Source organism: Sphingomonas degradans, assembly GCF_053502645.1.
This window is the reverse complement of the sequence record NZ_CP177172.1, coordinates 3215092-3230412: the sequence shown is the minus strand read 5'-3', so window position 1 is coordinate 3230412 and position 15321 is coordinate 3215092. Positions and strand designations below refer to the sequence as shown.

Genomic DNA, 15321 nt, shown 5'->3' with positions numbered 1-15321 from the left:
CCCATGGCTGACGGACCGGAACCCGCCGGCGCCTTTGCGGACCCGAAGCGCGCGCCCTATGCCGTGACTCAGGCCGAACGCGACGCGATTGCCGCCGCTATCGACACCGACGAGCTGGTCGAGCTGGCGCTGACGCTGGGCAACATCCCGGCCCCGTCGCGCAGCGAGGCGGCGGCGGCGGAATTCGTCTATCAATGGATGCAGCGCGAGGGGTTCTGCCCACGCAAGGTGGGGGCCACCCCCGATCGCCCGAATGTGATCGGCGAGACCGGCGGCACCGGCACCGGCGCGAACCTGCTCTTCACCGCGCATCTCGACACCGAAAGCCCCAGCGGGATCGCCGAACAGGACAAGTTCCGATACCGCGAATCAACGCTGGCCGATCCCGAATGGCAGCAATGCTGGATCGAGGACGGCGCGCTGCGCGGCTATCCGATCTCGAACGATCGCGGCCCGATGGCGTGCTTCCTGATCGCGGCGAAGGCGCTGCGCAAGGCGGGGATCACGCTGGCGGGCAAGACCTGGCTCACTGCTTGTCCCGGCGAGATCGGGCCCGAGCCGATCGAGGAATTCGCCGGTATCGATTATATGGGCAAGGACATCGGCGCCCATTACCTGTTCCACCATGGCGGCGTCGCGCCCGACTACGCGATTGCTGCGGAAGGCTGCGATTTCGGCGCGACCTGGGTCGGGTGCGGCTATGCGCTGTTCCGCATCCGCATCTTTGGCAGCGGCGTGTTCACGCCGATCCTCGACGCGCCCGCCGACCCGGCGCAGCATCCCAACCCCATCTACCGGCTGGGTCCGGTGATCGACGCGCTGCACCGCTGGAGCCAGCAATGGGAACGCGAGTCGGTGATCGACCTGCCCGGCGGGCGCGTGGTGCCCAAGGTGCAGTTCTCATCCGTGCGCGGCGGCATGCCGTTCGATTTCGGGGCGGGCACCGAAGTGTGTGCGCTGTACCTGGATGTGACGCTCAATCCCAGGCAGAAAGCGGCGGATGCGATGCACGGCATCGTCGCGGCGATGCGCGGGGTGGATGTCGCCGGATTCGATGTCGAGCCGATGGTGGTGCGGCACGGGTTCGAGGCGCCCGACGCCGCCGTCGCGCCGCTGGCGGGTGCAGTGGACGCCGCCACCCGCCTGGCGCGCGCCGCGCCGCTGGAGCGCGCGCATCCGGTCTATTCGAGCATGTGGCGCGACCACAATGTGTTCAACATGCACCGCGTGCCAGCGCTCACCACCGGCATGCCGCGCTGGCGCCCCCGGCCCGAAGACATGGCGTCGAGCGCGCTCGTCTATGCGCTGACGATGCTCGCGGTATGCGGGCGAGGGCCGGACAGCGCGGGCCCCGCCGGCCCCACATCGGTGTACGGTGCCGGCACGTCGCCGTTCTGACCGGCACCGTAACGGGATTGACGTGATACTGCACTGCAACATAGGCTTCGGCAAAGGTCGGCAGCTGCCGGCCGAGAGGAGCCGAATGATCCCTCCAGGCACTGGTTGCTGACGTGCGTTTTACGACGAATGCGTACCCCAAGGAGCAACGGCACGAGGCATGGCGATTTGCCTTGCAGCGGGTCTCGCTCCAGCTCGATGCCGCCGACGAGGGATTGTACGGCGAAATCATCCATTTCCGCGGCAGCCTGGGCATCGATTTCTTCCGCCTGACCGGTACGGCACAGGCCTGGACGATTGACTTCAGCGACCAGCAGGGCAGCTTCTGGCTCTCGTTGCTGCTCGACGGCACGGCGCATCTGGCGAGCGGTCCCGAGCAACTCCTGCTCAGCGACGGCGACATTGTGTGCGGGCGGGGCGAGTCGGTGGGGCGCCATGTGTTCAGCAGCGACAACCGCACGCTGATCGTCCGGGTGCCGCAATCGTTGCTCACTTCGCGGCTGAAGGCGCCCTTGCCCGAAGTGCCGCGCCGGATCGGCACCGATGCGGGGGCCGCGCGCGTCTTTTCGGGGATGCTGCGCGCGCTGGCCGATGGCATTGGCGAGATCACCACCGATCAGGCGCGCCCGGTCGAAATGGCGCTGCCCGAATTCCTGCTCGCCAGCCTGCTCGACAATGCCCCGCCCAAGGCGCTGGGCGGGGCGGCGGGGATGCGCGCCGCGCTGCTCGAGCGGATTTTCCAGACGATCGAGATTCGGCTGGGCGATCCCGACCTCAATTACCAGCAGGTTGCCGCCGAACACGGCATCTCGCCGCGCTATCTGCAAAAGCTGTTCGAATCGATCGACGACAGCTTCGGCCATTATGTGAAGGTGCGCCGGCTGGAGCGCTGTCGCCTCGACCTGCGCAGCCCGCTGCACGTCCAGAAATCGATCTCCGACATCCTGTTTCAGTGGGGCTTCAACGATTCCGCGTCGTTCAGCCGGGCGTTCCGCGAGCAATATGGCATCTCGCCGCGCGAATATCGCAAGGCGCCGGTGGCGGACGAGGAAGCCTTTGCCAAGCTGCATCGTGGGCGCCCGGCGCGGCGCGAGCGGCTGGCCGCCGAAGTCGATGTCGAGGACTTGTCCGAAGACGACGTCGCGCCGCCGCCGACGACGCTCGCCGACGTGCCGCGCGGCGACACGGTGCGCCACCATCACTTGCCGGTCAGTCCCAGGACGATCCACTGGGGCTTTCTGAGCCGCGCGCTCAAGCCCGTGCTGCACGTCCGCTCGGGCGATTTCGTGACGATCGAGACGCTGACCCACCACGCCAATGACGATCCCGAACGCATGGTGCAGGGCGATCCGGGGGCGGAAAGCGTCTATCAGTGGGACCATCAGTGCAAGGCAGTCGACCGGCGCGGGGCAGGGCCGATGGACGCCAGCGCGCTGGGGCGCGGCCCCGGCGAGGGGTTCGGCGTGCACATCTGCACCGGCCCGATTGCGGTGCAGGACGCGATGCCGGGCGACTTGATCGAAGTCCGCATCCTCGACCTGAAACCCCGTCCCAGCGGCAACCCGCGCTTCGCCGGCAAGGCCTTCGGCAGCAATGCCGCGACTTATTGGGGCTTCCACTATCAGGACCTGCTGACCGAGCCCAAGCAGCGCGAAGTCATCACCATCTACGAAGTCGAGGCCGAAAGCGGCCGCCCGGCGAGCGCGCATGCGGTGTACAGCTATCGCTGGACGCCGCAGACCGATCCCTCGGGCCACCTGCACCCGCGCTATGACTATCCGGGCGTGCCGGTCGATCCCGCGACGATCGAACGCAATTACGATGTGCTGCGCAACGTCGAAATCCCGATCCGCCCGCATTTCGGCTTCATCGCGGTGGCGCCGGCCTATTCGGGGCTGGTCGATTCGGTGCCGCCGAACAGCTTTGGCGGCAATCTGGACAATTGGCGCACCGGGCCGGGCGCGCGCGTGTTCCTGCCGGTGCAGGTGCCGGGGGCGCTGCTGTCGCTGGGCGATCCGCATGCGTCGCAGGGGGATTCGGAGCTGTGCGGCACGGCGATCGAATGTTCGATGACTGCGCTGATCCAGGTGATCCGCCACCCGGCGGGCGAGCTGCGCGATCAGTTGCGCGACCTGGACTATCCGCTGATCGAGACTGAGCAGGAATGGGTGATCGTCGGCTTCAGCCACCCCGATTACCTGAAGGAACTGGGCGAGGACGCGCAGAGCGAGGTGTACAAGAAATCCTCGATCGATGCGGCGATGCGCGACGCATTCCGCAAGGCGCGGCGTTTCCTGATGACGACCAAGGGGCTGACCGAGGACGAGGCGATCTCGCTATTGTCGGTCGGTGTCGATTTCGGCGTGTCTCAGGTCGTGAACGGCAATTGGGGCGTGCACGCGGTAATCCGCAAGGCGTTGTTCACCGGCTGAGCGCAAGCAGCGCGCGGTTGGCGAGCATGCGCAGCGCTTCCTTGCGCGCGTCGAACGGTGGGGGCGTGAGCACGCTGGTCATCAGCACGATGCTGGTCCCGCTGGCCGGATCGACGACGAAATAGCTGTTGCCCGAGCCCGCCCAGCTCGCGGTGCCGGCGGGCGGGCCGCCTATGCTCTCGCTGTGCGCATCGCCGATCGCGAAGCCATAGCCGAAGCCGGTATCTTCCACGCCCGTCCCGCCGGTTCGCAACCGCGTGGTGAGCATCGCCTGCACCGTTTCGGGGCGCAGGATGCGGCGGCCGCGCCACTGCCCGCCGTTCGCCAGCATCGCGGCGAAATGGGCATAGTCCCGCAGGGTAGCCACCAGCGCGCCGCCGCCGTCGCGCAGCCGCGTGGTATCGCGATACTCGGACGCCGCCGCTGTCTCCACGGGCGCGATCCCCGCCTGCGTCGCGGTGTAGAGCGTGCCGAAGCGGTCGAGCCGCGCGGAATCGACAACGAACGCGGTGTCGCGCATGTCGAGCGGCTGGAACACGCGCCTTGCCAGGAAATCCTCCAGCGGCATCGCGGCCACGCGCTCGATCACCGCGCCCAGCACCGTCGTCGAATAGCCATAGGAGAAGCGGGCGCCCGGCTGGTGCAGCAGCGGTGCCTCGCCCAGCCGGGCGACCAGCGCGTCGAGCGTCTCCGCCGGGGGCGCGTCGCCGGCCTTGCGCCCGACTGCCGTGGTGCGCTGGACGCCGTGCGCGCGGTAATAGCGCTGCACGGGGCCGTCGCCCATGAACGGATAAGTGAAGCCGGCGCTGTGGGTGAGCAGGTGGGCGATCGTTACCGGGCGCTCGGCAGTGACGGTGCGGTCGTCCGCGCCGCCGGCATGGACCCGCAGCCCGGCCAGTTCGGGCAGGAAGCGCGCGGCGGGCATGTCGAGCGCCAGCACGCCGTCCTCCACCAGCAGCATCGCGGCGACGCTGGTGATCGGCTTCGACATCGAAAACAGGCGGAACAGCGCGTCGTCGGGCAGCGCCTGCCCGCGCTCGCGGTCGAGCATCCCCATGCCAAAGGTCGCCAGCGGCGCGCCGTGCCGGTGGATCGCGACCTGCGCATTGGGGATCGTCCCCGCCGCGAGCATCGCCGCCAGTCCGTCGCGGAGTCCCGAGATCGCCGGCGCCGTGCTGCTGCGGGCCAGCGCGGTTCGGGGCAGCGCGCACGCCGCCAGCCCCGCCAGCACCGCCCTGCGGTTCAAAACGGCTTGTCGCCCGCGATGGTGACGCGGAAGCCCGAGCGCGTGTCGGGGAAATAGTCCCAGGTCGCGAAATGCTGGGTGCAGCGATTGTCCCAGAACGCCACCGAATCCTTTTGCCAGCGGAAGCGGACCTGGAAATTCGGGTCCTTCACATGCTCGAACAGATAGCCGAGCACCGCATTGCTCTCGTCCTTGGACAGTTCGTTGATGCGGATCGTCTTCGACTGGCTGACGAACAGGCATTTGCGTTTGGTCACAGGATGGGTGCGGACCACCGGATGGGTGTTGCGCGGGTATTTCTTGTCCACGTCGGGAAAGAGTTCGCGGTAGATATGGTTGCTGTCGTGCACCGCCGTCAGCGGATCGAGGAACGCCTTCATCGCCGGGGACAGCGCGTCGTAGGCGGCGTACATGCTCGACCACAGCGTATCGCCGCCATCGGCAGGCAGCGTGTGCATGTGCAGGATGCTGCCCATGGGCGGCTCGGCATCTTCGCTCAGGTCAGAATGCCAGTTCTCGCCGGCGATGAACTTGCTGTTGGCATCGGCATGGATCGCGACGATCTCAGGGTGGTCGGGCAGCCCCGCCACGCCGCTGTGATACGCCAGGTCGCCGAAATAGCGGCCCAGCCGCTTGTGGCTTTCATGCGTCAGCGGCTGGTCGCGGAAGAAGATCACCTGATGCGCCATCAGCGCGTCGTGCAGTTCGCTAACTTCCTGGTTGCCGAGCGGCTGGTTGAGATCGACGCCGAACACTTCGGCGCCGATGCGCCGCGTCATCGGCCGGACGTCCAGCACCTGATAGGTCACGGTCTTTCCTCCACTTCAAAAGGCGCGCGGGGACGCACGATGCAGGCCCCGCGCGCGCCTGTCATCCCACGTCCTTGACGATACCCTTGCCGCCAAAGATCTGGCGATCGATCCGGCAATGAATGCCCTGGGTGCCGTCCACCACCTGCGTCACGCCGAAATCGGCGGCGACGCTCATCAGCGAATAGGCATCGACCTTGGACAGGCCCTGATGCTCGTGCAGCAGGTGGAGCATGTCCATCGAGGCGCTCTTCATCGCCTGGTCCAGATCGCCGCCAAAGCCGTGGACGATCCAGCAATCGGGCGTCTCGAGCAGCGGCGAGGGGAATTTGAAATCCTTGCGCAGGATGATCTGGAACAGCACGTCGAGCGACGCCTCGATCGCAGTGCCGCTGATCTCGCCATCGCCCTGGCTGACATGCGGGTCGCCGATCGAAAACAGCCCGCCCTTGACCTGCACGGGGTAGAACATCGTCGCGCCCGCGCCGATCCGCCAATTGTCGATATTGCCGCCGTGCAGCCCCGGCGGGATGGTGCTCACCGGATCGTTGACCGCCGGCGCAACGCCCGCCGTGCCCAGATGCGGGCGCGCGGGGATGGTGATGCCGGGCAGCGCGGGCTGGCGATCGCATACCGGGCAATTGGTGATCCGCCCCGGCGTGACGTATTTGTCGGGCACGTCATAGGCATAGAGCGCGCTGGCGGTGTTGGCGTTGGGATCGAGGCGATAGATGGTGACGCGCTCGGTCTCGCCGAATTCCTGGTACAGATGGCCCCAGTTCGCCTGGAGGTTCGATCCATAGGCGAAGCGCGGCGTCATCTGGAAATAGCGGACCTCCAGCATGTCGCCGGGCTCGGCACCCTCGACATAGATCGGGCCGGTCATGATGTGGCAGCCGGGCGCGCGCGTCTCGGGATCGATTTCGGTGAAGATGCGGCGGATGTCGTCGTCGAACATCAGCACGGGATCGTCGCCGGCATGGTGCGTCACGGCCTGTGCCTGGATCAGGTCGCCGCTCTTCACCGTCAGCGCGGGCGGGATTTCGGGCGAGAAATAGCCCCAATGCACCGTCTCCGGCGTGGCGCGCAGGAAATGCAGCGCGCCGGGCCGAACCTGTTCGCGGACGGCGTTATTCTCGCGGACCAAAGACATCAACATTTCCCCCGTGGTGAAAGCGTACCGGGCGCGGTGTTCATGCGCCGATCACGATGCTCGTCATGCCGAGCGACTTGTGGTGGATGAAATCCGGGCCGAACGTCGCGGCTTCGCCGGGATGGCGCGCGCCGAGGACGTAGAGCAGCGGCAGGAAATGGTCGGGCGACGGCACCGACAGCGCCGCATCCTCGCCCAGCGCCGCATAGTCCACGACGCGCTCGGGCTGGTCGGTGGCGACCGCTTCCAGCATCGCGGCGTTGAAGCGTGTGGCCCAGGGATAGGGCGGCGCATCGGGATTGCCCCAGTCCATCGCCGGCAGATTGTGGACGATGTTGCCGGTGCCCATGATCAGCACCCCTTCGTCGCGCAACGGACGCAGCGCCTGGCCCACCGCCCAGTGCTGGGCCGTGGTCTTGCCCAGGTCCATGCCGAGCTGGACCACGGGAATGTCGGCGTCGGGATAGGCATGGACCAGCACCGTCCAGGTGCCATGGTCGAGCCCCCAGCCGGTATCGAGCGCCACCGGCATCGGCGCCAGCAGGTCACGGACGCGGTGCGCAAGCTCGGGATCGCCGGGCGCGGGATATTGCTTGGCGAACAAGGCGGGCGGGAAGGCGCCGAAATCGTGGATCGTGCGCGGCTGGGGCATCGCGGTGACGGCGGTGCCGCGCGTCTGCCAGTGCGCGGAGATGCACAGGATCGCCTTTGGCCGGGGCATCCGCTCGGCAATGCCGCGCCAGGCGCGCGTCGTGTCGCTGGTCTCCAGCGCGACCATCGGGCTGCCATGGCCGAAGAAGACGAGGGGCATACGGGCCATTATCGGGCACTCGTGCGGATGCGGGTGGAGGGGCGCATGGTTCTCGTCATCTCTGGGGGCGGACCCCTTGTTCGTGATGGGCAAAGGCTAGGGATGCGGGCGGGGGCGGGTCTTGTGCCGATGCGCACACATTGTTGGCCCGGCCCCCGGACGCCCGACTATTCGCGCGTGTAATTGTCGGGAATGGCGGGGTTTTCGCCGGCCTTGCCCCATAGCAGGATCTCGTTGCCCCACGGATCGGCAAAGGCGTGGTTATATCCGTTGAACTCCGCCCAGTAATGATCGCGCCACAGGATCGTCGCGCCGCGCTCCTCGGCGGCGGCAAGGATGCGATCGGCGCTGTCGTCGTCGCCGATCAGGATCCAGATGCGCGGCTTGCGCCCCGTCGCGGCGATCGTGCGCGGCTCGACCCCTGCGGGGTTCGGATGCGGGCGCGCGTTGGCGGCGTCGAAGATGCCCAGATGCAGATTGCCGATCTGGCTGTCGCTGCCGTCCTTGTGCTTGAAGAATCCGCCGGGGACCATGCGGTGATAGATGCCCTGCGGACGCGCATCATTCTCCCAGCCGAACACCTCGGCATAGAAGCGCCCGGCGGCGGCGGGATCGTCCGAGGCGAGGTCAACGAAGATCAGCGTATTGGTCATGGGCAGGGGCCTTTTCGAATGGGCGCAGGGCGCCGGCGGCCAGCATGGGCTGACCGGGTGGGAGTGGGGTTTGGAGCTGTACGTATTGGACCTCACCCGTTTGCCCTGAGCCTGTCGAAGGGCAATGGGACTCACCGTGCTTCGACAAGCTCAGCACGAACGGGGAGGGGGCTATTCCATCCTACGACGCGCGCTTGATATGGCTCACCGGGGCGGAGGGGCCGCGACGGCGGTCCCATTCGCTCCAGTAGCGATCGACCAGCCACTGGTTGAACTGGCGCTGGGCATCCTCCTGCCAGCTATAGCGGCCGCGCGGCGCGAACTTTGAGCCCAGGCCCTGCTGGACGAGCAAGTCGACATGCATGTCCTGCGCGACGATGTGCGCGGTATATTCGTCGTTGATCGCGCGCTTTTCCTCGAACGCCGGGTCTTCCATCGCCTCGGGCAGATACAGGCTGCCGAAGGTGAGCCCGTGCGTGCCGGCCGAGCGCGCGTCCATGATGAGGTAGATCACCACGTCGTTGAGCACGACCAGCGACAGCGACGGCGGCAGGTTCACGAACAACAGCCGGTTCTGCTCCTCGTCGGTCAGCTTCGGGAAGACCGGGAACAGCGCCTTTTCGGTCGGGTTGAAGCTGGCATTGGGATGCAGCGATCCGTTGAGCCGGTAATAGCCCGCCGTCTCGCGCGGGACTTCGGGGAAGCTGGCGAGCGAGCTGGGCACATAATCGTGCAGCCCGTGATGCAGGCGATTGGCGTGATAGCCGTCATTGTTGTTCTCGAACTGGACCTTCCAGTTCCAGGCGAATTCGTGCTTCGCGGGCGCGGGGCCGCGCAGCCGGGCGAATTCGTAATTGGCGACGACCGGTTCGATCGCGGCGAGGCGCGGGGCCAGCGGCGCGGCCTCGGCATCGAAATTGACGAAGACGAAGCCGTGCCACAGTTCGACCTTGAGCTTGGGCAGGCCGTTGGCCTTGCGATCGAAGTTGCAGGTCTTGCCCATCGCGGGCGCGTTCACCAGCGCGCCGTTCAGGTCATAGGTCCAGTGGTGATAGGGGCAGACGAACGCGCGGGTATTGCCCTTGCCCTCCGCCACGAGCATCGCGCGGTGCTGGCACACCGACGACATCGCCTGGATCGCCCCGGCGCGGTCGCGCGCGATGACCAGCGGTTCGTTGGCATGGGTGCAGGTGAAGTAATCGCCGGGCTTCTCCACCCACTCCTCGCGCCCGACGCACAGCCATTCGCGATAGAACAGCGCGTCCTTTTCAAAGCGGTAGAAAGCTTCGTCGGTGTAGCATTCGGGGGGCAGCGTCTCTGCCTCCTCGGTCGGCTTCACCGAGCTGGCGAAGCTGTCGAAGAACTGGTCGGTCAGGATCGTCATCGCATTTCCTCTTGGCCTGCGCCGCTGGGCGCGTTGGGCAGGCGATCGTCCGGGGCGCTCGCGGTCACTCGGCGGGGACGATTGCGCCTTCGGGGATAAGTTCGGCGTCGGGCCGGGCCGTGGCGGGCGTGCGCAGCGCCATGGCGCAGACGACGGCAGCCAGTGCCAGCAGCCCGGCAAAGACCATGAACATCGGGGCATAGCTGCCCGTCTGGTCCGCCACCCAGCCCGCGGTCAGCGGCCCGAGCACGGCGAAGGTGGTGGCAGTGGTCGCCATCGCGGTCAGGTCCGCCGCAAGCCCCGCGCCGAAATAGCGCAGCAGCAGGATATGGGCGCTAAGCCAGCTCAGACCCCAGCCGATGCCGAAGACCAGCGCCGCGCCGATCGCGAGCACCGGCGTGCCGATCACGGCGAGCAGCGTCATTGCGACGAACTGGAACCCCAGCCCGGCGATCAGCAGCGCGCGGGGCGATACCTTTTCGGTCAACGCGCCGGTCGCGCCCTTGGCCAGCGTGCCGGCAAAGGCGAGTACGCTCATCGCGATCGCGCCGGGCGCGCTGCCCGCGCCCATGCCGGCGACATGGGTGACCAGCACCGAGTGCATCGTGGTCACCACGGTCTGCACCACGATCATGGCGAAGGCGATCAGCAGGAAGGCGGGACTGGCGAGCGCGGCGCGCACGGTCCAGGGCGAGGGGGCGGCGACGGGTTCGGGCGCAATCCCGGCATGCTTGATCTGGTCGACCGACTCGACCTTCACCGCGTCGCGAATGGTGACGAGCATCAGCACGGCCAGCGCGGCGGCGGCGGCGGCCATCACCATCCAGTGGACGCGCCAGCTGCCGGTCAGACCCACGACGGTGCCGACGATCAGCGGCCCGGCGACGCCGCCGAGCGCGCCCGCCATGAAATAGAATCCGATCATCCGCGCCGAGGTCTTGGGAAACCAGGTGGCGATCAGGAATACGGCCGGTGAAGGCGCGATCAACGAGAAGCCCGCCCCCATCAGCGAGGTCGCGACGAAGAAGGCGCCGATGCCATGGACCATGGATGCGAGCAGGAAGCCGGCGGCGAGCACCATGCCGCCTGCGAACATCGTCATCCGCGTGCCGATCCGCTTCATCAGTACCGGCGGCAATGGGCTGCTCAATCCGCACGCAAGCCCCAGGAACGAAAAGCTCATCCCCGCCGCCGCCTGCGACCAGCCCAGTTCGGCGACCATCGTGTAGAGGACGTAGCCGAGCGACGTGAAGGTGGTCGCGGTGACGAAGAAGAAGCCGAGCGAGGCGGCGATCATGATCTGCAGGTTGCGCGGCATGGCTGAACCTATTCCTTCACTCGAATTATGCGGGAAAGCCTATCGCGTCGCGGTCCGCGCGGCTTGACCCGGAGCGCCCGAAGAGTTGCGCGCGTCGGCATGTCGTGTCGGGGCGGCGCATAAAAAAGGGGGCAGCGTGTCGCCACGCCGCCCCCAGTTGCCGCAGAACACTGTTTGAAAATTCGCGGAAGAGCGAATTTCCAGCCGGTGCCGGCCCGCTCCCCCACCCGGCCACCCATAGAATACTGCCGTTGGGTGGCCGGGTGGGGGAGCGGGCCGGCACCGCGAAACGCGATCAGAACTTATAGCCGATGGTCCCGAACACCTGACGCGGGGCGATGTACGTGTCGTAGGTCTGGGCGCTGCCATAGGGGTCCGAGAAGCGCGAGTTGACGCCCGCCTTGTCGAACAGGTTGGTGACGGTCAGCGAGCCCCAGAAATTGGTGCTGTCGGGTGCGTATTTCAGGAACAGATTGACCTGCGCATAGCTGGGCGTCTTGTCGAACCCGGCGTCGTTGAACAGTCGGTACTGATAGTCGCCGCGATAGATGATCTGCGCCTTGGCGGTCAGCTTGCCCGGGCCGACCTGGTCGGCATAGGTGATCGCCGCCGTGCCCTGGAACTTGGGCAGTTTCGGTACATCGTTGCCGTTGATGTTGGCACGCGCGCTTTCGCGGGCGACCGAGGCGGCGTAGAAATTGGACCAGAACAGATAGTCGGGATAGCCCGCCGCGTTCTGTGCCCGGCTGGCGTTGACCGGATCAAGTGCGTTGTAATCCTTGTTGAATGTCCCGTGCAGCAGCGAGAACGAGCCGTCGAGCGTGACCGTGCGCGTCGCCAACCAGCTGCCCTCAACTTCGGCGCCATAGATGCGTGCGCTGGGCGCGTTGCTGATGCCTTCGCCGAACAGGATCGGATCCTCTTCGAGAAACTGCATGTTCTTGTAGTTGTAGATGAACGCCGAAACGTTGAGCTGGGCGCGGTTGTCGAGGAAGCGGTTCTTGAGGCCCACTTCGAACGAATCGAGCTGTTCGGGCGCATAGGTCGGCTTGACTCCGTCCTGCCAGCCGAGCGCCAGGAACGAGCTGTTGCCGCTGGCCGCCGAGGAATTGATCCCGCCCGGCTTGAACCCGCGCGTGAAGCTGAAATAGGCCATATTCGCGGGCGTCAGCTTGTACTGGATCGCCGCCTTGCCGGTCCAGCGGTTGGTCTTCAGCCCCTCGGTGGGATCGGGCTGGAGATAGGCGCCACTGGTGTGGCTGCTGGTGCCGCCGGACATGCTGTCGGCATTGCCGCTGAATTCATCATGGTTGTACCGCAACCCGCCGGTGACCTTGAGCGCGTCGGTCAACTCGTACGATGCCTCGAAATAGCCCGCCCATGCCTTGCGCGTGATGTCCGACAGTTCGGCATAGGTGATGTTCGCGACCGCAGGGTCGTTATACGCGGTGTTTTCCGAGATCGCGGGTTGCAGGATGTTGCGGTTGGCGCCGCTGCGATATTCGACGATGTACTGCGAGTTCTTCGACTGGAGATACACCCCGCCGACGATCCAGTTGAACGGCCCCGAGCCGTTGGAGGTCAGGTTGAATTCCTGCGTCCAGCTCTTTGTCTTGGTGCGCCATGCGGGGACGTGATCGTAATAGGTGCCGACGAAGCTCTTGGGATTGTAGGTGGCGGCGTAGAACAGATCGGTGGTCAGCCCGTCCGCGTCCCATGCCTGGAGGCTGTACAGCGTCTGGTAGCTGGTGATCGACTTGAGCGTCGCGAACCCGGCGTCGTACTTCATCACGCCGTAATACAGCTCGGTGTTGACGATCGACTTGCCGGTATAGTCCTGCGTCAGCACGCGCGGGTCGGTGCTGGGGTCGAGGACGTTCTTCTGCGCCGGGCCGTTGTTGTTGCTGCGATACTGGACCGTATCGAGCGTGATCGAGAAATTGGCCGTGGGCTGCCACAGCGCCGCTGCCTTCCAGCCGGTCTCGTCCTGGTTGTCGAGCTGGTACTTGGAAAAGCCGGGCACGGCAGTGGCATAGGCATAGCCGTCATGCGAATTGTGCTGGATCGCGCCGCGCACGGCGAAGGTCGAGGTGATCGGCACGTTCAGCGCGGCGTTCGCCTTGATGAAATCGTAATTGCCCGCGCTCAGGTCCATCGATCCGGTGAGCGCGTCGACCGAAGGCTGGTTGGTCACGACGTTGATCGTGCCGCCGGTCGATCCCTGGCCGAAGGTCGTGCCCTGGGGGCCACGCAGCACTTCGACCTGGGCGACGTCGATGAACGCGGCGTTCGCGGCGATCGAGCTGAAGATATAGACGCCGTCGATATGGTAGGAGACGCCCGGCTGGGTATTGGTGTTCTCCGGCGTTTCGGAACCGACGCCGCGGATCGAGATCATCCGCTCGCCGCCGCCGCTGCGCGCGACGACCAGGCCCGGGACCAGGCCGTTCAGGCCCGTCACTTCGGTGACGTTGGCTTCGGTCAGCGCCTGTGCGGGCACGGCCGAGACCGACAGCGAGGCGTCCTGGAGCGACACGTCGCGCTTTTCCGCCGTGACGACGATTTCGGCGAGTTGCGCTTCCGCCTCGGTCGTCACGGGCGTTGTCTGGGTTGCGGTTACGCTGGCGGCGCCGGCCGTCTGCGCGAACGCGCCAGCCGGGAGCATCGCGCCGACGGCGGACGTCGCCGCCAGTAGAACTGTCTTTGTACGAAGCCTGCTCATCGTTTCTTCCCCCGACCCGATTGTTCGCCTCTCCAAAGGCCTGTCCCGCTTGCGGGGACTTTTTGCGTAGCAGGAGTGAACCATCTCCGGGGCAGGGGGGTCTTGTTGTCCGGCGAATAACTAATTGACGGCTTTGTTGCAGCGCACACCGGCGCGCGTATGCGCTCTGCGGGCAACCGGCGCGCCATGGCTGTAGGAAAATCGTCACTTGCCGGGACCATAGCGGCAACCGGCGCCCGGCATGGGCGCGAAGGAAGCGTGGAAATGATGATGCGAACGGCGCTGGCTGCTTTTCTGCTGGCGACTCCGGCACTGGCGCAGGAGCGCGCGCCGCTGCGGATCAACGACATCGCCGTGGTCGGCACGCACAACAGCTACAAGCAGGCGATGCCCGCCGCGACGATGGAAAAGGTCCGCGCCGCCAGCCCGCAAATGGCCGATGCGCTCGATTATGCCCACCGGTCGCTGGGCGAACAGCTCGACGCAGGGGCGCGCCAGCTCGAGATCGATGTGAATTACGATCCCGTGGGCGGCCATTATGCGAAGGGATCGGACGATCCCCTGCTGCGCCGGCCGGGGTTCAAGGTGCTGCACATCCCCAGCATCGACAATGCGAGCAGCTGTGTGCTGCTGGTCGATTGCCTGAAGGCGATTCGCGCCTGGTCCGACGCGCATCCGCGCCATGTGCCGATCCTGCTGATGTTCAATGCCAAGGACGAGCAGAATGCGGCGCGCGGCGGGATCGATGCGCTGCCGTTCGATGCCGCCGCCTATGACGCGCTGGATGCCGAAATCCGTTCGGTGCTGGGGCCCGACAAGCTGGTGACGCCCGACGATGTGCAGGGGCGCTATCCCACGCTGCGCGAGGCGGTGCTGGCCAACAACTGGCCGACGCTGGCGGCATCGCGCGGCAAGTTCCTGTTCGCGCTGGACGAGCCCCCGGCCAAGGTCGCGGTGTATCGCGGCGCGCGCACCTCGCTGGAGGGGCGGGTGTTCTTCATCAACACCGACGAGGACTCGCCCGCCGCCGCATACCTGACGCTCAACGATTCCGTGCGCGATGCCGATCGTATCCGGCGCGACGTGGCCGCCGGCTATATCGTGCGCACCCGCGCCGATGCCAACACGCGCGAGGCGCGGATCAACGACACGCGCCCGCGCGACACCGCGCTGGCGGGCGGCGCGCAGTTCGTGTCGACCGACTATCTGTGGCCCGATCCGCGCTTTCCCGGCGGCTATCGCGTGGCCAATCCCGGCGGGGTCGCGGCGCGGTGCAATCCCGTGCGGGTGCCCGCCGGTTGTGGCGACCTGGAAGCGCCGGGGCGTTGACGCACTGCGTTTGCCGGTCGATCTTTGCGGCGCGGTCGCGTATCGCTGCGCCTTGCCCGGAATAGC

General features: G+C 66.5%; 11 protein-coding genes. 3 read left to right on the top strand and 8 right to left on the bottom strand.

The annotated features are described in order from the left end of the window. Positions 1–3: 3 nt before the first annotated feature. Complete coding sequence (locus ACG3SL_RS14855) at positions 4–1398, top strand: peptidase M20 (RefSeq protein WP_448661957.1); 1395 nt, start codon at positions 4–6, stop codon at positions 1396–1398. Positions 1399–1511: 113 nt separating this feature from the next. After that, a complete protein-coding gene (locus tag ACG3SL_RS14850; RefSeq protein WP_448661956.1) occupies positions 1512–3830 on the top strand; it encodes an acetamidase/formamidase family protein in 2319 nt (772 codons plus the stop codon). Here the strand turns inward: ACG3SL_RS14850 and ACG3SL_RS14845 are convergent. From ACG3SL_RS14845 to ACG3SL_RS14810, 8 genes are all read right to left on the bottom strand, one after another. Continuing rightward, positions 3820–5076, bottom strand: a complete 1257-nt coding sequence (locus ACG3SL_RS14845) for a serine hydrolase domain-containing protein (RefSeq protein WP_448661955.1) — start codon at positions 5074–5076, stop codon at positions 3820–3822. The genes ACG3SL_RS14850 and ACG3SL_RS14845 overlap by 11 nt on opposite strands. Next, complete coding sequence (locus ACG3SL_RS14840) at positions 5073–5885, bottom strand: TauD/TfdA dioxygenase family protein (RefSeq protein WP_448661954.1); 813 nt, start codon at positions 5883–5885, stop codon at positions 5073–5075. The genes ACG3SL_RS14845 and ACG3SL_RS14840 overlap by 4 nt, the downstream gene beginning before the upstream one ends. Before the next feature lie 61 nt (positions 5886–5946). Further along, complete coding sequence (locus tag ACG3SL_RS14835; protein WP_448661953.1) at positions 5947–7038, bottom strand: acetamidase/formamidase family protein; 1092 nt, start codon at positions 7036–7038, stop codon at positions 5947–5949. A 40-nt stretch (positions 7039–7078) separates the two neighbouring features. Beyond that, positions 7079–7858, bottom strand: a complete 780-nt coding sequence (gene ygiD, locus ACG3SL_RS14830) for a 4,5-DOPA-extradiol-dioxygenase (protein WP_448661952.1) — start codon at positions 7856–7858, stop codon at positions 7079–7081. Between the two features lie 158 nt (positions 7859–8016). Then, the gene (locus tag ACG3SL_RS14825; protein ID WP_448661951.1) at positions 8017–8502 is read right to left on the bottom strand and encodes a VOC family protein; all 486 of its coding nucleotides are present in this window, start codon (positions 8500–8502) and stop codon (positions 8017–8019) included. A 181-nt stretch (positions 8503–8683) separates the two neighbouring features. Beyond that, positions 8684–9886: an aromatic ring-hydroxylating oxygenase subunit alpha gene (locus tag ACG3SL_RS14820; protein ID WP_448661950.1), complete on the bottom strand. Its 1203-nt coding sequence runs from the start codon at positions 9884–9886 to the stop codon at positions 8684–8686. A gap of 64 nt (positions 9887–9950) precedes the next feature. Then, positions 9951–11204, bottom strand: coding sequence for an MFS transporter (locus ACG3SL_RS14815; protein ID WP_448661949.1), 1254 nt, complete (start codon positions 11202–11204; stop codon positions 9951–9953). Between the two features lie 295 nt (positions 11205–11499). Next, entirely contained in the window at positions 11500–13926 is a 2427-nt protein-coding gene (locus ACG3SL_RS14810; RefSeq protein WP_448661948.1) for a TonB-dependent receptor, read from the bottom strand. 264 nt (positions 13927–14190) lie between these two features. Between ACG3SL_RS14810 and ACG3SL_RS14805 the strand changes: the two genes are divergently transcribed. After that, entirely contained in the window at positions 14191–15255 is a 1065-nt protein-coding gene (locus tag ACG3SL_RS14805; protein ID WP_448661947.1) for a phosphatidylinositol-specific phospholipase C1-like protein, read from the top strand. Positions 15256–15321: the final 66 nt, after the last annotated feature.

Excerpts from the sequence above, each read along its gene's own strand:
- ACG3SL_RS14815 (WP_448661949.1), bottom strand. The coding sequence starts at position 11,204 with ATGCCGCGCAACCTGCAGATCATGATCGCCGCCTCGCTCGGCTTCTTC.
- ACG3SL_RS14835 (WP_448661953.1), bottom strand. The coding sequence starts at position 7,038 with ATGTCTTTGGTCCGCGAGAATAACGCCGTCCGCGAACAGGTTCGGCCC.
- ACG3SL_RS14855 (WP_448661957.1), top strand. The coding sequence starts at position 4 with ATGGCTGACGGACCGGAACCCGCCGGCGCCTTTGCGGACCCGAAGCGC.
- ygiD (WP_448661952.1), bottom strand. The coding sequence starts at position 7,858 with ATGGCCCGTATGCCCCTCGTCTTCTTCGGCCATGGCAGCCCGATGGTC.
- ACG3SL_RS14820 (WP_448661950.1), bottom strand. The coding sequence starts at position 9,886 with ATGACGATCCTGACCGACCAGTTCTTCGACAGCTTCGCCAGCTCGGTG.
- ACG3SL_RS14810 (WP_448661948.1), bottom strand. The coding sequence starts at position 13,926 with ATGAGCAGGCTTCGTACAAAGACAGTTCTACTGGCGGCGACGTCCGCC.
- ACG3SL_RS14825 (WP_448661951.1), bottom strand. The coding sequence starts at position 8,502 with ATGACCAATACGCTGATCTTCGTTGACCTCGCCTCGGACGATCCCGCC.
- ACG3SL_RS14805 (WP_448661947.1), top strand. The coding sequence starts at position 14,191 with ATGATGATGCGAACGGCGCTGGCTGCTTTTCTGCTGGCGACTCCGGCA.